This is a genomic window from Clostridium sp. UBA7791 (genome assembly GCF_002480755.1).
Classification (GTDB): domain Bacteria; phylum Bacillota; class Clostridia; order Clostridiales; family Clostridiaceae; genus Clostridium_J; species Clostridium_J sulfidigenes.
Genome location: NZ_DLCT01000005.1, coordinates 842,442 through 864,050, shown reverse-complemented (window position 1 = coordinate 864,050; position 21,609 = coordinate 842,442). Strand labels below are relative to the sequence as shown.

Sequence of the window (21,609 nt, the reverse complement as noted above, 5' to 3'; positions counted from 1 at the left end):
GTATTATTCTATGATTCCTATCATGTTTTCTTGTTTTACAGCTGCTAGTTTTGTAGGCACTATTTTACCCTCTAGGTTTTCATCACTTTCTGTTATTACTTTTATATAGTTCTCTGTATAGCCTACATAAGTGTTTTCTTTTCCACTTATAGCTTCCTCATAAAGTACTCTCATTTCTCTTCCAAGGAATTTCTCCATGAATTCTACTTCTAAAGCATTATTTAGTTCTATTAACTTTTTACTTCTTTCTTCCTTTATAAGACCATCTACTTGGAAAGGCATTTCCGCTGCCTTAGTTCCTGTTCTTTTACTATACTTAAAGATATGCATTTTACTTAGTTTTATCCCTTTTAAAAATTCATAGGTAGCTTCAAATTCAACATTAGATTCCCCTGGAAAACCTACAATTATATCTGTAGTTATAGATACGTCCTTCATATACTTTCTAAGATTTTCTACTACATCCTTATATTCCTGTGCTGTATATTTTCTATTCATTCTTCTAATTGTTGCATCACAGCCACTTTGAAGGGATAGGTGAAAATGGGGACACATCTTTTCTAGGTTACAAATTCTCTCTATTACCCCTTCAGTGAAGAAGGTTGGATCTATAGAGCCTATTCTAATTCTCTCTATTCCTTCTATTTTATTTATCTCTTCTAGGATTTTAACTAAATCCCAATTACCTTCTAAATCCACTCCATAGGAAGCAGTGTGAACTCCTGATAAAATTATTTCTTTAAAACCATTTTTACTTAGTTCTTTTACTTCCTTTAATATTTTCTCAGGTTCTTTACTACAAACTCCCCCTCTAGCAAAGGGAATTAGGCAGTATGAACAAAATCTATTACATCCATCCTGTATCTTTAAAAAGGCTCTAGTTTTATCCTGATATTCATTGATAGCTAGCTGTTCAAATTTATTGTTTTTAAGTACATCTTTAACTTCTACTACTTGCTTACTTTCTTCTCTTGCTCTATTAACCCAGTAAACAATGTCTCCTTTATTTCTACTTCCCAAGACTACATCTACACCTTCAATTTGTGCTATTTCATCGGAAGCTATTTGTGAATAGCATCCAACTACTGCTATTATAGCCTCTGGATTATGACGTCTTGCTCTTCCTATCATCTGTCTTGACTTTTTATCTCCCATGTTAGTTACTGTACAGGTATTTATAACATACACATCTGAAAATTCATCAAAACTTACAACTTCATATCCCTCTTTTATGAATTTTTCTGCCATGGCTTCTGATTCATAAGAGTTAACCCTACATCCTAGTGTATATAGTGCTACTTTCATTTTAATTTCCTCCTAAGTCACCAAGCTCATACATAATTAAGCTAAGAGCTACAAAGCCAGCAGTCTCCGTTCTTAGTATTCTAGGCCCTAAGGTTACTATAAATGCTCCAGCATCCTTTAATGCCTGAATTTCATCCTCTTCAAAGCCACCCTCAGGTCCTATGATAATGGCTGCTGTTTCTATATTTTTATCTGATACTTGGTTTTTTACATATTTTATTCCTTGATTTTCTTGATTTTCATAGGGTACTATGACTAAATCAAAGTTCTTTATCTCTTCCTTTAGGTTATTAAAATCTATAGGTTGGTTTATAGTTGGAATTATACTTCTTTTGCTTTGTTTGCAAGCTTCTAATGCAATTCTGTTCCATCTATCTACCTTTTTAAATTCTGAGGACTCATTGCCCTTAACTACAACTCTCTCTGTAATTATAGGGGTGATTTCACTGACTCCTAGCTCAGTACACTTTTGAGCTATTAAATCCATTTTAGCTGCCTTTGGTAATCCTTGAAAAAGCTGAACTCTTAAAGGACTTTCATTATTTAAAGCAACCTTTTCAATTAGGTTTACTCTTACTTCTTTTTTATTTACCTCTAAAATTTCTCCTATATATTCAACACCCTTGCAGTTATTGATATTTACTTTATCCCCTTCTTTAAGTCTAAGCACCTTATATATATGCTTAACATCATCGCCTTCAATGATGCACAGAGATTCATTTATGCTATTATCTTCCACAAAAAATTTATGCATTTTAAATATACTCCCATCACACAATTTTACTTTTTAGCAATAATACAAATCCATTCTCCATCTTCCATGACTTCTTCAATTATAAAGTTTAGGGTCTTTAACTTGTCAGCAATTTTATCTCTTTGAGTGTTTAAGATACCAGAAGCTATGAAGTATCCCTCATCTTCTATAAAGGCTCTGACACCTTCACTTAAAAACATGATTATATCAGCTAAGATATTAGCTACTACTATATTAGCTTTACCTTCTACTACTTCCATTAAATCTCCATAAAGAATTTCGATGTTATTTACTTTGTTGAACTCTAGATTTTTCTTTGCAGATTCTACAGCTACTGGGTCTAAATCTACTCCTACTACATGTTTTGCTCCTAATTTAGCTGCAGCTATAGATAATATTCCTGAACCAGTACCTATGTCAAATACAGTGGTATCTCCCTTAACTTTTTTCTCTAGAGCTTTTATGCACATTCTTGTAGTTTCGTGGGTTCCTGTTCCAAATGCCATTCCTGGGTCTAGCTCTACTACAACCTCTCCAGGTTTTTCTTCATAATCTTCCCAGGTAGGCTTTACTACAATGTGCTCCCCAACCTTAGCTGGTTTATAGTACTGCTTCCAATTATTTGCCCAATCATCTTCATTTACCTTATGATAAGTTACTATGCCTTCACCTTTATCAAAGCCAAATTCACCTAACTTATCTACACTTTCCTTTATGTAGTTTAGTGTATTCATAAAGTTTTCACTATCCTTAAAGTACCCTTTAACCATAGCTCCTTCTTCAATAGTTAAAACTGACTCATTTATAAAATCTGCAAAGCCCAGGTTTTCCTTCTTAAATTCCACATCTGCCACATCTTCTATGGAAACTCCTTCTACATCACAGTTATAAAGAAAACCAGCCACAGCTTCTGTAGCCTCACTGCTGGTAAGTACCGTTACTTCAATCCAATCCTGATCCATTTCTACTTCCTCCATATCTATACATTAAATTATACTTAAGTTATATGAACAATAGTTAATAGGTTTTAATTAATATTATTGCCATCATTTTAAAAGATGTCTATGGTATTATACACTAAATAATCTTTATTGTGTAATTATATATCACATATTACAAAATAACAAAATAACTCTTCCTTGGCAATAGTGAATCTTTTCTATTGCAAGAAAGAGTTTTATTTGGCTCTATAATTTTTATCGACCCCTAATATTCTACTGTTCTATAGATGCTTAGTCAATTAGGTTATCTTTAAATCCAAGACCAAAGGCTTCATCAAAGGAAGAAATCATAGTCATAGCTGTTGGGTCTATGGTACTTACAATTCTACGCAAATTATATACCTGAGATTTACTGCAAGCACACATTAACATTTGACGACTCTCTCCTGAAAAAGCACCAGTAACATTCATTATAGTTACTCCTCGTCCAACTTCCTTTCCAATGACATCTGCAATTTCCTTTCCATGATTAGTTATTACCATTGCCATTTTTCCTGCTTCAAAACCAGACATAATCTTATCTATTATTGTTGATGTAGCTATAGTCATAATAATTCCTAATAATACAGCATCAATAGTTCCAAATACTAATCCACCTAGAAGGATAACACAACCATCAATAGCAATTGTAATCTGCCCAATAGATAGGTGAGGTGCTTTTTTTCTTACAGAAAGAATTAAAAAGTCTGTTCCTCCAGTAGATGAATTTCTCATATATATGAGTGCTAGTCCAGCTCCAGATAATACTCCTGCAAACACAGCTGCCAGTATAGGATTTCCTGAATAAATTGGGATAAGTGGAAACACTACATCCATAAAGAAGGCTGAAATTACCATAGTTTTTAGAGATTTAACTAAAAACCATTTTCCAAGCACCTTATAACTAATTATTATTATTGGTATGTTAAGTAATAAACTACATACACCTATTGGTATTTTAGTAAAAAAGTTTATAATTATTGATAAACCTGAAATTCCACCAGGAGCAAAGTTAGCTGATAATGCAAAGGTATAAATACCAGCAGCATAAAGTATACTACCAATGATGTCATAGAAGGTATCAATGGTAATGTCATAGATCTTTTGTTTTTCAATTTTCATGTTATTGCCTCCAACCTTTTTATTAAAGTTATATCTTATGATTTCGTAGAAATTAACATGATTCAGACATGACTAAAAGGTTTACATGTGCTAAAAAATTTAACTTCTACACCACTAGTAATAAAAGCGCAATAAACCCTAAAATATCATTAAATTCTACAGTAATATTATAAATATTTTGTCTAAAAAAGTCAATTATTAAATTTTTAAAATATTCATATTGTTATCTATATTTTGCCAATGATCAATTTTACCATTAATATACTGAAATTTAAGATTTTAATATAAATTGGCTCTGTTGAAAATTACAGTGATAGGATATATAAGCACTAAAAATAGCTAAAGTCCTATACTAACTATTACAAGACTTTAGCTATATTAAAAATATTTGTGGGTTATATTAATTTTTTTATTACTTTCCAAATATTCCTTTTTTGTGTTTTTTCTTTTCCACAGTAGTTTCTGGAGCTTCTCCACTAGCCTCCATAAACATTCTTAGAGCTTCTGCCTGTTTCTCATTAAGAGATTTTGGTACATCCACTATTACCTTAACATAGTGATCTCCTCTACCTACAGAGTTAACTCTAGGAACCCCTTTAGCTTTTAATCTAAATACAGTTCCAGGTTGAGTTCCTGCTGGAACCTTATAAGTAACATCTCCATCCACTGTTGGAACCTTTATGTCTGTACCAAGAGCAGCCTTTGCAAAGGATATATGGGTTTCCATATGGATGTCAAAGCCTTTACGTTTAAATATATTATGAGATGTAACTCTTATATTTATATAAAGATCTCCTGCTGGACCTCCATTTTCTCCTGCTTCACCTTGTCCTCTTAGCGGCATTACATTACCTGTATCAACACCTGCTGGAACATTCACTGTTAAATTTCTAGTTTTTCTTTCTTTACCAGTTCCTCTACAAGTTGAGCATGATTCCTCTATTATAGTACCTTTACCTCCACAAGCATCACAAGTTGTAGTTGTAGAAATCACTCCTAATGGAGTTCTTCTTTGAACATTTATCTTACCTCTACCGCTACACTTAGAGCAAGTTTTAGGAGTAGTACCTTTTTTAGCTCCTGTGCCTCCACAAGTTTCACACTTTTCTCTTCTAGTAACTTTAATTTCCTTCTCACAGCCAAATACAGCCTCTTCAAAGGTTAAATTTAAATTAAATTCTAAATCTGCACCCTTTCTTGGAGCATTTTTATTAGATGAAGAGGAAAATCCTCCACCAAAGATATCGCTAAAAATATCTCCAAAGCCTCCAAAGCCTCCACCGAAATCAAATCCATCAAAACCTTGGGCTCCATTAAAGTCTGCAGTACCAAATTGATCATATCTCTGTTTCTTCTCTGGATCTGATAAAACTTGATATGCTTCATTTATTTCTTTAAACTTTTCTTCTGCTTCAGCATTTCCTTGATTTCTATCTGGATGATACTTTAAAGCAGCCTTTTTAAAAGCTTTTTTTATCTCATCATCACTGGCACTTTTATCTATACCAAGTACTTCATAATAATCTTTATTAGCCATATTTAAAATTCACCACCTATTTTACTTCGAATAATATATTAAGATATATTATGTATAATTGCAACCATGTATTAATGGGAACATTAAATTTTCACATTAAAATTTAACATTAAAATCAGTTTTAAGGGATGAGTGTTTCATCATCCCTTAACTAATTTAATGAATATTATTCTCCATCTACTTTAAAATCTGCATCTACAACATTGTCATCATGTGGTGCATCTTGAGCTCCTGCTCCTGCTGCTCCACCCATGTTGTTTGGATCAAAACCTTCTGCTCCTGGCTGTCCGCCTTCAGCTTGGTATACCTTTGAAGATACAGCGTAGAATTCTTGTGTTAACTCTTCTGTAGCTTTTTTAATAGCTTCTATATCTTCTCCGTCTTTAACTGATTTTAATACTTGGATTCTTTGTTCTACCTTAGCTTTATCATCAGCAGATACTTTATCTCCTAGGTCAGTTAAAGTTTTTTCTGTTTGGTAGACCATTTGATCTGCAGTATTTTTAACTTCTATAGCTTCTTTTCTCTTCTTATCTTCTTCTGCAAATCTTTCTGCTTCATTTACTGCATTTTGGATTTCATCATCACTTAAGTTAGTTGAAGCTGTGATAGTTATATTAGCTTCTTTTCCAGTTCCTTTGTCTTTAGCAGAAACTTTAACTATACCGTTAGCATCTATATCAAAAGTTACTTCGATTTGAGGAATTCCTCTTGGAGCTGCTGCAATTCCAGAAAGAGTGAATCTTCCTAAAGTTTTGTTGTCAGCTGCCATTTGTCTTTCACCTTGAACTACGTGAATCTCAACAGATGTTTGACCGTCTGCTGCAGTTGAGAATACTTGGCTCTTCTTAGTTGGAATTGTTGTATTTCTTTCGATTAATGGAGTAGCAACTCCTCCTAAAGTTTCAATTCCTAATGTTAATGGTGAAACGTCAAGAAGTAATACATCTTTAACATCTCCTGTTAAAACTCCACCTTGAATAGCTGCACCTGCTGCAACACATTCATCTGGGTTAACTCCTTTTGATGGTTCTTTTCCTGTAAAGTTTTTAACTGCTTCTACAACAGCTGGGATTCTTGTAGATCCACCAACTAATACAACCTTGTCAATTTCTCCTATTGAAAGATCAGCATCTTGAAGAGCTTTTCTCATTGGCTCAATAGTTCTTTGTACTAAATCATGAGTTAATTCATTGAATTTAGCTCTTGTTAGGTTCATATCTATATGTTTTGGACCTGTAGCATCAGCTGTGATAAATGGAAGATTGATGTTTGTTTGAGTAGAAGATGATAATTCTATTTTTGCTTTTTCAGCAGCTTCTTTTAATCTTTGAAGTGCCATTTTATCATTTCTTAAATCAATTCCATTAGAAGCTTTAAAATCTTCTGCTATATAATCCATAACCTTTTGGTCAAAGTCATCTCCACCAAGACGAGTATCTCCATTTGTAGATTTAACTTCGAAAACTCCATCTCCAAGTTCTAAGATAGATACGTCGAAAGTACCACCACCAAGGTCATATACAAATATCTTTTGGTTTGTATCCATTTTGTCAAGACCATAAGCAAGAGATGCAGCTGTTGGCTCGTTTATAATTCTCTTAACATCAAGACCTGCAATTCTTCCTGCGTCTTTAGTTGCTTGTCTTTGGCTATCATTGAAGTATGCTGGAACTGTGATAACCGCTTCTGTAACTGTTTCTCCAAGGTATGCTTCAGCATCTGCTTTTAATTTTTGAAGTACCATTGCAGATATTTCTTGTGGAGTATATTCTTTTCCATCTATATTTACTTTATGATTTGTTCCCATTTCTCTTTTAATTGAGATTATAGTTTTATCTGGGTTTGTTATTGATTGTCTTTTTGCTACTTGACCAACAAGTCTTTCGCCATCTTGTAAGAAAGATACTACTGATGGAGTAGTTCTAGCACCTTCTGCGTTTGGTATTATAACTGGATCTCCACCTTCCATAACTGATACACAAGAGTTTGTTGTTCCTAAATCAATTCCTATAATTTTTGCCATTGTAATTTCCTCCTATAAATTAATACACTTATTTTCTTCTAATTTACTATATACATTTATTTTTAATTAAAGATTAAAATCTTTATAAATCATAGATTAATTTGCTACTTTAACCATACTATGTCTTAATACTTTATCGCCTTTTTTATATCCCTTTAGGAATACTTCAGCTACTTGATTTTTTCCTAAGTTTTCATCTTCTATATGCATTACTGCATCATGGAAGTTAGGGTCAAATTCTCCATCAGATGAGATTTCTTCAACGCCTAGCTTTTCAAAAGAAGCTGTAAACTGATTTATAGTTAATTCAATACCTTTTTTAAGATCTTCTGCACTACCATCTACTGCAACAGCTCTTTCTAAATTATCTAATACAGGTAGTATTTCCTTTAATACATCAGCACAAGCCTCTGTATATATATTTTCCTTTTCCTTAGAGGTTCTTTTTCTAAAGTTATCATATTCAGCTACAGTTCTTAATAATTTATCTTTCAAAGAATCATTTTCTTCTTTAAGCTCTTTAATTTCTTCTTTGCGATTTCTGAATTTTTTCATCTCATCTTCCTTATCATCTTCCTCTTTAACCTCTGAGGTTTCTTCACCGGAAGTGCCTTCCTCTTCATTTTGTTCTTTTTCAGAAGGGTCATTTTCTAAAATTTCATCCGCATTATCTTCCATATCTTTTTTATCTAGCTCTTGGTTTTCTTCCATATTATTTTCCAATGCTCTTTCCTCCAATCTAAATGCTTATCTCATTTACTTTGAATTTTGAATATATATAAACCCATAGTTAATCTGGATCATATATGCTAGAGATCTTGTCGTTTATCTCATTAACCACAGTATCAAGAACAGCTATAACTTTATCATAATGGATTCTTGTAGGTCCTATAACTCCTATGGTACCCATAATACGGCCATTACAACTATAGCTAGCAGTGATTATACTGCACTCCTTAGCGCATTCCACAAAGTTTTCTTCTCCTATACTAATAAATAAAGATTCCTTGTTTCCTTTGCTAAGAATTTCATTTAGGTTTTCTTCATTATTTACTAACCCTAAAAATGCCTTTGCCTTATCGATGTTATTATATTCAGGATAGTTAAATATATTTGTAGCACCCTTAGTATAAATTTCACCATAATCTCCCAACACTAGCGTTTCATGAAGAACAGGAATTATACAGTCAAATATCTCTTCGTAACCAACTAATTCATTTTTTAAATTAACAAGGAAATCTAGAGTAATTTGTTCTATGCTAATCCCTACAAGTAGTCTATTAAGAGCATTATTCACTTTTACTAGCTTATTGTCATCTACTGGATTTGTTACTCTAATAGTATTATTTTTTATATTACCATTGTCTGTTATTATTGTAGATAAAATTATGTGCTTTTCTATTGCTAATAACTTTATATACTTAATACTTGACTTTTTAACAGAAGCAACTTTTACTACAGAAGTTAGTCTAGTAATATTAGAAAGTACATCTATAGCACCCTTAATTATACTATCTATTTCACTTATAGATGTGTCCTTTATCAGGTCATGTCTTATAGTTTCATGCTCTTCTTCTGTAAGTCTGCTAGGGGTCATAAGTCTATCTACATAAAGTCTATAACCCTTATCAGAAGGTCGTCTTCCAGAGGATGAATGGAGTTGTTCTAAAAATCCCATTTCTTCAAGATCAGCCATTTCATTTCTAATAGTAGCTGAGCTTATTCCTAAATCGTATTTTTTAGATATGGTTCTTGAACCTACAGGTTCTCCGTAAGTTATATAATCATTTATTATAGCCTGTAAGATTTTAATCTTTCTTTCATCCATATCCATGTTATCACCTCTTTGTTAGCACTCACTACTCACGAGTGCTAATGACTATATTTAATATATATCATTTATAAAATTCAATGTCAATATGATTCATAAATTATTTACAAAATTAAATCTGACATCACTTGATTACTCAGTTCTATACCTCTTTTAGTAAGGTATAATCTATCTCCTTTTAAATTTAATAAATCCAACTTTACATACTTATATATAACTTCTTTATATTTTTCAAAAATGGAGATGTTAAACCTTCTCTTAAATTCTTCTATACTTATACCTTCTATTTTTCTTAATCCTAAGAACATGAACTCTTCTATATCATCCTTTAAGGAATTTTCATTACTCTCTACCACTGCAGATCTTTTATTTTCCATAGACATTATATAGGTTTCTATTTTTTCTTCATTTCTATACCTAATGCCATTAACATAGGAATGGGAAGATGAGCCACAACCAATATAATTTTCTAAATTCCAATATATTTTATTATGCCTGCACTCTAATCCATCCTTTGCAAAATTGGAAATCTCATACTGGTGATATCCTTTTATCTCTAAAAAATTAATTGCTTCAGCATACATGTCTCTTTCTACATCTTCATCAGGTAAAATCAATTTATTCTTTTCATAAAGATTATAAAACTTAGTTCCTTCTTCTATGATTAAGCTGTAGCAAGAAATATGCTCTGGCTTTAACTCTACAACCTGACTTAAAGTTTCCTTCCACTGAGCTAAACTTTGATCTGGAAGTCCAAACATTAAATCTACATTTATATTATTGAAACCAAAATTCCTTAACATTTCATAGCTATGTTTAAAATCCTCAAGGGAATGGATTCTTCCTAGTGAAGTAAGGTGACACTGTTGCACAGCTTGAAGTCCCATAGAAATTCTATTTACTCCCATAGCTTTAAAAATTTTTAGTTGTTCCTCATTAAAAGTCTTAGGATTTCCCTCTATAGTAAACTCAAAACCTTCCTCTATCCTGTTTAATCCCCTAAGGGCTTTTTCTATAATTTTCCACCCTTCAATGCACAAATAGGTGGGAGTTCCCCCACCTATAAATATGGTGCTTATAATTTTATCCTGGCAAGAAACTTTAATTTCCTCACTCAATGCCTTAGCATAATCCATCATTAAACTTTCTTTACCACTATAGGAAGGAAAATCACAGTAATGACATTTCATCTTACAAAATGGTATATGAATATATAATCCCACTGTATTTAATCCTACTGTATCCATTTTTCTTCTCCTTTAATATCCACTTCATTAACTTCTAAAAATTCATCTCCATGACAAGGTTAATCGCTAGGAAACTAAATTTGATTAAGAAATTTATGATTGTTTCTACGCCGATTACCGATTGTCATTGCGAAGAATTTTCATGACATTAATAAATTAATTATAAGTACTACTAACTAGTCAACTTTAAGTACTGCCATGAATGCTTCTTGTGGAACTTCAACGCTTCCTACTTGTCTCATTCGCTTCTTACCTTCTTTTTGTTTCTCAAGAAGTTTTTTCTTTCTTGAGATATCTCCACCGTAACACTTAGCAAGTACGTCTTTTCTCATAGCTTTTACAGTTTCTCTAGCTATTATTTTAGCTCCTATGGCTGCTTGAATTGGAATCTCAAACATTTGTCTTGGAATAATCTCCTTAAGCTTTTCTACCATGGATCTTCCTCTGTGGTAAGCTCTATCTGCTGGAACTATCATAGATAGTGCATCCACTACATCTCCATTAAGAAGTATGTCAAGCTTAACAAGTTGAGTTCTCTTATATCCTTTAAGTTCATAGTCAAAGGATGCATATCCTCTAGTTCTAGATTTTAAAGCATCAAAGAAATCATAGACTATTTCATTAAGTGGAATATCATAGTTAATTACAACTCTAGTTTCTTCGATATATTGCATATCTATGAAGGTTCCTCTCTTCTCCTGGCATAACTCCATGATTGCTCCTACATAATCTGAAGGTGATATTATTGAAGCCTTAACTTCTGGTTCTTCCATATAAGATATTTCACTTGGCTCTGGTAGGTTAGTAGGGTTTGTAATCTCTATAATTTCCCCATCAGTTTTAGCTACCTTGTAAACAACGGAAGGTGCAGTGGTAATTATATCTAGATTAAACTCTCTCTCTATTCTCTCTTGAATTATCTCCATGTGAAGTAATCCTAAAAATCCACATCTAAATCCAAAACCTAGAGCTATAGATGTCTCTGGTTCAAAGGATAGGGCTGCATCGTTAAGCTGTAGCTTTTCAAGAGCTTCCTTTAAGGTTTCATACTTAGCTCCATCTACAGGGTATATTCCACTAAATACCATAGGTATAGCTGGTCTATATCCTTCTAACGGATTAGCTGCTGGTCTTCCTGCTTCTGTGATGGTATCTCCAGCTCTAGCATCTTTTACATTTCTAATAGCTGCACTTAAGTATCCAACATCTCCAGCTCTAAGTTCATCTACCTTTAATGGACCTGGAGTAAATACTCCTACCTCAGTTACATCGTACACTTTATTAGTATTCATTAATTTGATTTTAGTTCCTGGCTTTACTACCCCATCAAATACTCTGATGTAGGTTACTACACCTTTATATGAGTCATAGTAAGAGTCAAAGATTAAGGCCTTAAGAGGAGCTTCTTCATCCCCTTCTGGTGCTGGTACTTTAGCTATAACCGTTTTAATTACATCCTCTATATTTAATCCTGTTTTAGCAGATATTAATGGTGCATCATCTGCTGGAATTCCAATAACATCTTCAATTTCTTGCTTAACCTCATCAGGTCTTGCACTTTGAAGATCTATTTTGTTTATAACTGGAGCAATTTCAAGGTCATGATCTAAGGCTAAGTAACAGTTTGCAAGGGTCTGTGCTTGTATACCTTGAGTTGCATCCACAACTAATACAGCTCCTTCACAAGCTGCTAAACTTCTAGAAACCTCATAGTTAAAGTCTACGTGGCCTGGAGTATCTATTAGATTTAAAATATACTCTTCGCCCTCTTCTGTTCTATGTATAAGTCTTGCTGCTTGAGCCTTGATTGTAATTCCTCTTTCTCTTTCTAATTCCATGTTATCTAGTACTTGGGCTTCCATTTCCCTAGCTGTTAAAGTACCTGTTTTTTCAAGTAATCTATCTGCTAAAGTAGACTTGCCGTGATCTATATGTGCTACTATAGAAAAATTTCTTATGTGTTTTTGTCTGTTAGTTTGCATCTACTCAAATACCCCCGTAAATTTATATTAACTCTTTATTAAAGTCACTGTTTCTAATCTAATTATCAACTATACTTAGTTAGATAATAAACCAAAGTAAATTATACCATAAAATAAAGGTTCCTTGTCAATATACTTTATAATGTTAACTTTTAAGTTTCATTAGATGGCAATGCTAGTTCCTTAATAGTATCTCCTATAACCTTAGTGCCTTTAATAAAATTCCTAAAAGGCTGACCATTAAGGATTATATTAAATTCCCCTATTTTTATATTAACCTTCGAATCCCTGTCATTAGAGCTTACATAAAAACTAGAGCTTTGTCTCACCACCTGAGGTAAATTCATATTTACCACTAAAATTCCGTATATCATAAATCCTACTGAAATTATTATTAAAAACTTGCATAATCCTGTCCTTAGTGTCTTACTATTCATCTTATCTATTCTCCTTTACCTATAGGTGCTCAAAATAAAAAAAGTACCTCACATTTAATGATGTACTTTTTCTTATATTTTTATTCTTTCTTAGGCATCTTCAAAAAATAAATAAGTCAGAATGCTCGTCTATTTATTTATTTTCAGATGCCTTACTTAGAATTTAAATATTGTGCAAAAACTGTACTCATATATTTCATTGAGTTTTTAGCTTCTTGTAATTTGTTGGTATCTGCTCCAACCTCCATGAGTATAGCATTATCACTTAAATCTTGGTTATAAAATAAAATACCTCCATGGTCATAGGCTATAATGCCCCTCTCTCTATACAACCCAGGATAAAGCTTATTTGCTATAGCAAATATGGATTTAACATTTTCTATATGCTTAGGATATTTAGGGTCCTGCATGGTTGTTACTAAAGTAAGCTTTGCAACATCATCTCCCTTTATGTTTCCAGTAACATCTTCTTTTCTAGGACCACCATCTCTATGAAGATCTATTATTAAATCAAACTCTCCATAACTACTTATGTTTTTACTTATGGTTTCTCTAGACGCATGATAAGCTCTATTATAATCAGCCTTATCATGTATTGTTTTATCATGGACAACTGTAAAGCCTAATTTCTCTAGTTCAGAAGTAAGAACATCCCCAACTCCTGCTACGGTGGTAGATAATCCACCGTTTCCTTCTGCATAAGCTTCATTAGTATGAGTATGATATATCAATATCTTCTTTTTAGAATTATCTTTAGGATCACCAACTACGTCTACCCCTTCTTGAAATTTATTTATGTCTGTATCTTTTAGTTCGAAAGGATTTATTGTAATTTTCTGTACTACCTTAGCATGTTCCTTCACATTCTCAAGAGCAGTTTTATCCCTTAAATTTTCTTCGTCTAAAAAGCTTATTTCCTTTCTAACTATATCCAAAGGATTCAAGGTAAAATTACCTACAAATTTTGTATCATCCTTATTTACTGCTGGCTTTAAAGTACTGACACTTTGCCCTATGAGCTTCATAAAAAAGTTAGTTCTATTGATACTTTCTAAGTTATCATCATCTAAGGCTTGGGTAGACCTAGATAAACCTATAGATATTACCATGACTACTGCTATTATAGCAAGGATAGCTCTAGAACAATACTTTCCAGCATCTGTCTTACTTTTGTTATTCACCGTATCCCCCCCTGTTTGAGTTATACATAGGTATAATTAATTACTCTAATAATTTATATGAGGAGGGAATAAATTTTATTACTTTAGTTTAAATAGGTATTTATATCATCTAAGGTTAAAGCTGGTTGAAGGGCTATGTTTATGCCATTGGCAATTATTTTAGATACACTATCTATTACTTTATCAATATCTTTAGGAGTTACTACCATGCCCCCTAATTCTGGGTCTAAAACCTCTCTAATCAATGTTTGTCTTTCATCTCTGTCAACTTCCTTAAGCATGCTATAAAAGGCACCACCCTTAGTTGAAGACTTGATTAAGCTTTCTAAAACTAAGTCTATGGTATCATTAGCTATAGTTCCTGCATCTACCACTGTAGGCACTCCTATGGCTATTACAGGGACTCCTAGGGTCTTTTCACTGAGCTCTAATCTTCTATTTCCAACTCCTGCTCCTGGAGATATACCTGTATTACCTAGCTGTATAGTTCTATTTACCCTCTGTGTCTTCCTAGAAGCAAGAGCATCTATACAAATTATTACACTAGGTTTTACCTTATCTACTATACCCTTTATAATTTCGCTGGTTTCCATACCTGTAAGTCCTAAGACACCAGGGGATATAGCACACACTGGTCTTACCCCCTCATCAATGCTATCTGGAACATATTCTTTTAAGTGTCTACTTATCATTATCTTTGACACTACCTTTGGTCCTACGGCATCAGCGGTGATATTCCAGTTACCTAACCCTACCACTAAAGCTACCATATCTTCATTTAGATTAATCAGCTTTGATAACTCTTTAGCCATAACTTCACTTACATCTATTATTCTCTCACCATCATAGTATACGAATTCTGGAAATTCTAAGGTTATATATTCACCAATAGGTTTTCCTATGTTTTTAGCTCCTTCTTCATCTAATATTTTTACTGCAGTAACTCTAACGTTATTATCTATGTATTCCTCCGATTTTACTCCTGACAATTTTCCAGGATTATTTTCACTATAAATCTCTTTAGCTTCTAAAGCTAAATCTGTCCTTACACTGTAAACTACTTCTTCTTTATCCTTAGACTTGTTTTTCTTCATCATAATTATCACACCTCATTTATGGTATTTTTCATATTATTCCTATATACATTAGTATGTATATTTATCTTTTCCCAAAGTTTCTTTCATATACTAATATGTTAAAGGTAAATTCTACTTGAAGTACGCAAAATTTAATGTTATAATAGCTTTTGTTATATGAAACTCGTAAGCAGACTTCCCCAAAGCTGCCGCTGAGAGATTGATAAAAATACAAGGGGGTGAATTAATAATGGCAAACATTAAGTCAGCTAAAAAAAGAATCAAAGTTACTCAAGCTAAGACTATGAGAAACACTATGATAAAGTCTTCTTTAAAGACAACTATAAAGAAATTTGAAGCTGTTCTAGCTAGCAATGACGTTGCTGCTGCTCAAGAAAGCTTTAAAACTGTAGTTAAAGCCCTTGATATGGCTGCTTCTAAAGGCATAATACATAAGAATAAAGCAGCTAAGAAAAAATCTAGATTAGCAGCTAAGTTAAATGGATTATCTGCTTAATAAATAAACCGGTGTATTCACCGGTTATTTATTTTTTTGCATATATTTAGTTTAAAACTTTTTATTTATTCATCATGGTCTTTACCATAAGCATTTCAATGGCATTCTTTTGATCTACAGATTTACTTTTTATTTCACTTTCCGTTTCAATGCAATTTTCTATATTCTTCTTTAGAGCTTCCTGAGAAAACTTTTTGCTTTGAACTATCATCTTATCTGCAATATAGGGATTTAGGTTATATTCCTTTACTATGTCTTCTTTTCTAATCCCTTTTCCAACCTTTATTCTTATGGCAAATAAAAGCTTAAATTGACGCTCTATCATAGATAATATTTTAGGTGTTTTTTCACCCCTATATATCAATTGATTTAAAGTATCTATGGCTGCCTTTATATTTCTTTCTGAAAGATAGGATACTAAATTAAATATATCATTCTCCTTTTCATAGGGACACATCTTTATTATATCTTCTCTAGTTATCGCCCTTCCTTCAGTGTATAAAATAAGCTTCTCTATCTCGTTATCTACTATGTTCATGTTATTTTCTATGATGGAGCAAAAGTATCCAACTTCACTTTTCCCTATGGACTTTCCCTTCTCTTCAAAGATGGCTTTTACTTTACTTTGAAGGCCCATGCCCTTTAGTTTGTCAACTTTTACAACCTCACATACATTTTGAAGTTTCTTAACCTTATTACTAAGTTTTTCTCTATCATCTTCAAATACATAGTACATAATTAAAAAGGTATAGGGAGGAATATCCTTAAGATAGTTTCTAAGGCTATCTATATCTTCTCCCTTATCTCTTAAAAAGTTAGCTCTAAAGATTTCTACCATTCTATATTCGCTCATAAAGGGTATAGTTTCGCAATTATTTATTAAAGCATCTACATCTAATTTATCTCCAGAAATTCTTGTATAGTTAAAATCAGCAAAACTTTCATCTATCTTTAAACTTCTTATTTTTTTTATAGCTGTCTTTATAAGTCCTTCATCAGAACCACAAAGTATATAACAATTTTTTAGTTTATTTTCTTTTATGTGTTTTTCAAGTTGTTCTAAGGTTATCAAGAAAAATTCCTCCACTCTTTAATTCAGTATAATACTTATTTCAGCATAATACTTATTCTAGTGAACATAATTATGATATAATTCTCCACCTATGAGTTTATAGTTTTCATAATAATGTCCTAGAATAATTCCTTCTCTTTTTCTGTTAATCCTTATTATATCACAGTTTGGACTTGTTGATGAAAAATTGCTTTTATAACAGCATTGAGTGGCTTCTTTTTCATATTCCTTGTCTATAATTATATTGCTAATTTTACCCCTATGATTTATTTGTAAATAGAGAACTCCATCCTTATCTTCTACATCTATAATGCAATGCTTTGATAGTTTTAAGGTTAGCTCTTCTTCAGATTCATCATAGATTCTATCTAACCCCTTATAATTTTCATAGACATATTTCAACTTCACCTTTTGATTACATACCATTACTTTTCTGGTACCATAGTTTATTTCTACAATATCAGCCTTTTTCCCCCCTATAAAATTTATTTCTGGGTAAATTATATATTGCTGCTTTATAGTTAAAAGAAATAGTAATATAGGCAAGTATCTTAAAGATTTCACCCCTCTTCTTATAAGGATATAACTTATGTATAATATGAGAATCATAACCCCTTCTATGTAAGTAAATTCTAAGGGTAATGGCAAAAGATTAACTAAGAAAGCCTCCATGGTATCAATTATAAGCAACACTGAGTTAGTAATGAGAGACAAAAGATTAAACACCGTTGGAACCTTAATAAATAGAAGCAGAAGATTACCTAAAACTAATAGAAAGGTGTAAAAGGGAATCAGAAATAGATTAGAAATTAGTCCACCTAAACTCACAGCATTAAATCTCATTATTATATAGGGTGTAGTAAAAATCATAGAGCTAAAGGTTAAACTAAGGGAGGCAGCTATAAAATTGGGGAGCTTATAAAATTTCCTTTTAATTTTATTATTTAAAGTGAAGATTCCTAATACGGCTAAAAAGCTAAGTACATAACCTATATCTAATATGTAGTAAGGTTTTATTAACAGAAGTAAAAATGCTGCAAAGGCTAAGGCTGATATACCTTCATAGGTCTTTTTCACCTTAGGGCCTAATACTAGTAAAAATATCATTATAAAGGCTCTAAAGGTAGAGCTTTTTCCTCCAGTAAATATAACATAAAAGAAAAGAACTATTAAAGCTAGTTTATATCCAATTATACTTTGAAGTACTCCATAAATTAGTGATACATGAAGTCCTGATACACTTATTATATGGGATATACCTAAAGCCTTAAACTCTTCTCTTTTATCGTAATCAATATAGCTATCATCGCCACCACTTACTGCCAGTATAATAGCAGCTCCTTCTTCATCTGTAACAGCTAAAAGCTTATTATAAAGATGACTTTTTATCAAGTATCCCTTATATATTAAATCTTCCTTTAAAGGCTTTGAAGCTATCAGGTTATACTCTCCTACAATGCCTTTACTATAATCTACCTTTCTATGAAATTCTCCTTTTAATATGTACTGCCTTCCCAATTGAATATCCTTGTTCTTAGGAAAAATTTTAATTCTTCTATTTTGAAGACTACCAATATAGTAATCCTTCCCTTCCTCTACAATTCTGCACTTAATATTTTCCCCTAGGTCCATGGAATAAAAATATATAATGCAGTTTATAAAAAACAACATAGAAAACCCCATAACTATAAAAGCTAGGGGTTTCTTAAAATCTTTTTTAAGTAAAAGTATATAAATTACTATAAAAACTACAGCTGGTAAAATTCCCATGTAGCTATATAAAAAATATATAGTACATCCAAAAATCCCTGCCAAGCATATCTGAACCATTGATTTATCCATAATATCACCCTGTAGTATCATTGCCAAAGTAATAAATTGTAATTCAATTTTATAACCAATTTATATATATTTCTTCTGCTGGCATTGGCTTTGCAAAGTAATATCCCTGAATCTCATCACATTGTAATTTTCTTAGACATTCCAATTGTTCCTTTCTTTCAACCCCTTCAGCTATTACAGGAACCCTTATTGCTTTAGCAACGGTAATTACAGCCTTAACGATTGCATAATCATAGTTATCTTTATCTATTAGGTCTACTAAAGGTTTGGCTATTTTTATCCTATCTACTGGTAACTGCTTTAAATAATATAAAGAAGAATATCCAGTGCCAAAGTCATCAACAGCTATTGAAATACCCATTGCATTAATCTTTAACAATGTATCTTTAACTTTTATATCTTCTTCCAATTCTAAAGTCTCTGTAATTTCAATTTCTACTTCTTCAGGTGCAATATGATATCTTTCCATGGTTTCTTTTAATTTTATAATGAAACTATTATCCTTTAACTGTCTTACAGAAACATTAATTGCCATTCTAAGGTGTTTATTAGTTTTTTTCTTCCACTGGGATAGCTGTGCCATGGCAGTTTCCATAACCCAATATCCTATGGGAATTATAAATCCTGTTTCCTCTGCAATGGGAATAAATTCACCAGGAGAAATGAATTTTCCATCATTTCTTTGCCATCGCATAAGTGCCTCAAAGCCTATAATTGTTTCATCTTCAATGGAGACTTGTGGTTGATAATACAATTGAAATTCTTCATTAAAGTCAGCTTTTTTAAGCATAATTTCAATTTCATTTTTAGCAAATGCTAATTCTCCTAGTTTTTGGGTAAAGACCATTGCCCTATTAAATCCTAATAGCCTAGCTTGTAGCATAGCTATATCTGCATGTTTAATCATTTCATCTCTATTTTTTGCATCAAGGGGATATATAGATATTCCTACATTTAAAGTAACTCGTATATCATACTCTTCAATGGTAAATATGTCGCTACAGGCATGTATAAGATTTTTAGCCATTTCTAATCCATCTTCATAGGTATATGAACCTTCCTTAGCAAAAACAAAAACATCTTCACCAAAGGAAGCTAAAATATCTTCTTCTCTGTAAACATACTCTTTAAGTCTCTTTCCTATTTCCACTAATACTTCTTCCCCAATATAATTACCAAACATGGTTTTTAGCATTTTATATTTATTTAAATCAATGTAAAAAAGAATAATATTTTCATCTTTCTTCAGATTATTAATATTATTATCTATCTGCTGAAGAAAATATCTCCTACTATGTAATCCTGTAACTACATCTTTATTTATCAAATCATTTAACTCTTTTGTTCTTTCCTGAACCTTGCTTTCCAACCTTAAGTTTAATTGCTTTTCATTTTTTAATAATTCTTCTTTAAGTATATTGGTTTGAACATGATTTGAATGTATATAGTAAAAGGTAATAACTATAAGCATTAATAATAAATATTCTAACTGCACTCCTTTAAATAGGATTAAAATTATTGGAGCAGTTAATAATAAAAGCCCCTTTTTATTTCTACCACTATTCATGAATTCAGTACGTTCTATCTTATGTTGAGTTTTAATTTTAATAATTGACCCTATAGCTGCCACTCCAAAAGCAATTACATATGCAGCATCTAATAATGAATTCGGCTCATATAGGCTGTAAAAATATTCATAATAATAAATAATATCAAAAACTATATAAAGTATATATGAACCAGCTGTAACCCTTAAATATAAAGGTATTTTCCCTTTTCTTATAGACAAGAACCAACTAGCAACCCATATAAATATTAAAAAGTCTACAAATACACAAATCATAAAAATCCAATCACTTTTCATAAGTATTGCATTTTGCATATCAGTATTAAAAAATATAACCCAAACTAAAGTCATAGTACAGATTGTTATTGCAACAGTATCTATTAAAACCTGGGTTGCATTCCATTTTTTAAATTGATGATATCCACCTATAATTAAGGAACATAGTAACAGTACATTAGTTAATAAATACCCACTTACTATAGCACTAACTTGTTCTGGATTAATTTTCAGAATTATAGCTTCCACTGCCCACATAACATCACAAACAGCCCAGTTTAAAATACTTAGAGCCAAAAATAGTCCTGAAGTTTTTAATGTCTTATTTTTCTCCTCCATATAAAAACCTTTAAAAACATAATAAGCTGCTATAAAAGTTACAATGGGAGATAAAATGTTCCCAAAAAAATTCGATTTTACAACGGTTGCTCCGAAATAGGATAAATATAAAATTGCTATTAATACCACTGTCAAAACTTTCTTCATAATCCATTTCTCCCTTACAATCGTAGAAATATAATATATAACTTATTTCCCATATAGAATACAGGTTTTCTATTCTTAAATGTAATATCTATTATTCTTTTTTTAGGATGAAAATCCTTTATTTATATAATAAAATTCTTCATTTATAATTTCATTGAAGTTAATATAGTGAATGTAAATATAAAATTGTATGAATATATCAATGAAATCATATGTAAATATAGAAATATTTGTATAGGTAACTATATGACTATTTCTATAGTTACCTATTTACCTATAAAACTATATAAATAGTTAACTAGTTAACTATTTGTTGTGTTCATGCGGGTTTCAATGATTATTCCAAAAAAAGTAACGGGGTCAGACCCCCT

17 protein-coding genes are annotated in these 21,609 nt (G+C 31.8%); 1 reads left to right on the top strand and 16 read right to left on the bottom strand.

Annotated elements, in window-relative coordinates:
- Positions 1-3 precede the first annotated feature (3 nt).
- From mtaB to gpr, 13 genes are all read right to left on the bottom strand, one after another.
- Positions 4-1,305, bottom strand: a complete 1,302-nt coding sequence (mtaB, locus tag B3Z56_RS09515; protein ID WP_346878650.1) for a tRNA (N(6)-L-threonylcarbamoyladenosine(37)-C(2))-methylthiotransferase MtaB — start codon at positions 1,303-1,305, stop codon at positions 4-6.
- A 1-nt stretch (position 1,306) separates the two neighbouring features.
- Positions 1,307-2,059, bottom strand: a complete 753-nt coding sequence (locus tag B3Z56_RS09510; RefSeq protein ID WP_035128879.1) for a 16S rRNA (uracil(1498)-N(3))-methyltransferase — start codon at positions 2,057-2,059, stop codon at positions 1,307-1,309.
- Between the two features lie 26 nt (positions 2,060-2,085).
- Positions 2,086-3,021 (bottom strand): 50S ribosomal protein L11 methyltransferase, encoded by a 936-nt coding sequence (prmA, locus tag B3Z56_RS09505; protein ID WP_346878649.1) that lies wholly within the window; start codon positions 3,019-3,021, stop codon positions 2,086-2,088.
- Between the two features lie 270 nt (positions 3,022-3,291).
- A complete protein-coding gene (locus tag B3Z56_RS09500) occupies positions 3,292-4,161 on the bottom strand; it encodes a YitT family protein (protein WP_346878648.1) in 870 nt (289 codons plus the stop codon).
- A 412-nt stretch (positions 4,162-4,573) separates the two neighbouring features.
- Entirely contained in the window at positions 4,574-5,698 is a 1,125-nt protein-coding gene (gene dnaJ / locus B3Z56_RS09495) for a molecular chaperone DnaJ (RefSeq protein WP_346878647.1), read from the bottom strand.
- A gap of 166 nt (positions 5,699-5,864) precedes the next feature.
- Positions 5,865-7,724, bottom strand: a complete 1,860-nt coding sequence (gene dnaK / locus B3Z56_RS09490; RefSeq protein WP_035128867.1) for a molecular chaperone DnaK — start codon at positions 7,722-7,724, stop codon at positions 5,865-5,867.
- A gap of 96 nt (positions 7,725-7,820) precedes the next feature.
- Positions 7,821-8,447: a nucleotide exchange factor GrpE gene (gene grpE / locus B3Z56_RS09485; RefSeq protein ID WP_278245209.1), complete on the bottom strand. Its 627-nt coding sequence runs from the start codon at positions 8,445-8,447 to the stop codon at positions 7,821-7,823.
- 67 nt (positions 8,448-8,514) lie between these two features.
- A complete protein-coding gene (gene hrcA, locus B3Z56_RS09480; RefSeq protein ID WP_346848510.1) occupies positions 8,515-9,552 on the bottom strand; it encodes a heat-inducible transcriptional repressor HrcA in 1,038 nt (345 codons plus the stop codon).
- Between the two features lie 107 nt (positions 9,553-9,659).
- Positions 9,660-10,802, bottom strand: a complete 1,143-nt coding sequence (hemW, locus tag B3Z56_RS09475; protein WP_346878646.1) for a radical SAM family heme chaperone HemW — start codon at positions 10,800-10,802, stop codon at positions 9,660-9,662.
- Positions 10,803-10,978: 176 nt separating this feature from the next.
- Positions 10,979-12,784, bottom strand: a complete 1,806-nt coding sequence (lepA, locus tag B3Z56_RS09470; protein WP_346848417.1) for a translation elongation factor 4 — start codon at positions 12,782-12,784, stop codon at positions 10,979-10,981.
- A gap of 152 nt (positions 12,785-12,936) precedes the next feature.
- The gene (locus B3Z56_RS09465) at positions 12,937-13,221 is read right to left on the bottom strand and encodes a hypothetical protein (protein ID WP_346848416.1); all 285 of its coding nucleotides are present in this window, start codon (positions 13,219-13,221) and stop codon (positions 12,937-12,939) included.
- A 152-nt stretch (positions 13,222-13,373) separates the two neighbouring features.
- Positions 13,374-14,402: a stage II sporulation protein P gene (locus B3Z56_RS09460; protein WP_346878645.1), complete on the bottom strand. Its 1,029-nt coding sequence runs from the start codon at positions 14,400-14,402 to the stop codon at positions 13,374-13,376.
- Positions 14,403-14,485: 83 nt separating this feature from the next.
- The gene (gpr, locus tag B3Z56_RS09455; RefSeq protein ID WP_346848414.1) at positions 14,486-15,499 is read right to left on the bottom strand and encodes a GPR endopeptidase; all 1,014 of its coding nucleotides are present in this window, start codon (positions 15,497-15,499) and stop codon (positions 14,486-14,488) included.
- Between the two features lie 229 nt (positions 15,500-15,728).
- Here gpr and rpsT point away from each other — a divergent pair, with 229 nt between their 5' ends.
- Complete coding sequence (gene rpsT / locus B3Z56_RS09450; RefSeq protein WP_035128853.1) at positions 15,729-15,995, top strand: 30S ribosomal protein S20; 267 nt, start codon at positions 15,729-15,731, stop codon at positions 15,993-15,995.
- Positions 15,996-16,056: 61 nt separating this feature from the next.
- Here rpsT and holA read toward each other — a convergent pair whose 3' ends face one another.
- From holA to B3Z56_RS09435, 3 genes are read right to left on the bottom strand one after another with little or no spacing between them, the layout of a single operon-like run.
- Positions 16,057-17,067: a DNA polymerase III subunit delta gene (gene holA / locus B3Z56_RS09445; RefSeq protein WP_346876498.1), complete on the bottom strand. Its 1,011-nt coding sequence runs from the start codon at positions 17,065-17,067 to the stop codon at positions 16,057-16,059.
- Between the two features lie 57 nt (positions 17,068-17,124).
- Positions 17,125-18,909: a ComEC/Rec2 family competence protein gene (locus B3Z56_RS09440; protein WP_346878644.1), complete on the bottom strand. Its 1,785-nt coding sequence runs from the start codon at positions 18,907-18,909 to the stop codon at positions 17,125-17,127.
- Between the two features lie 49 nt (positions 18,910-18,958).
- On the bottom strand, positions 18,959-21,238 hold the full coding sequence (locus tag B3Z56_RS09435) for a bifunctional diguanylate cyclase/phosphodiesterase (protein ID WP_346876496.1): 2,280 nt from the start codon (positions 21,236-21,238) through the stop codon (positions 18,959-18,961).
- Between the last annotated feature and the right edge of the window lie 371 nt (positions 21,239-21,609).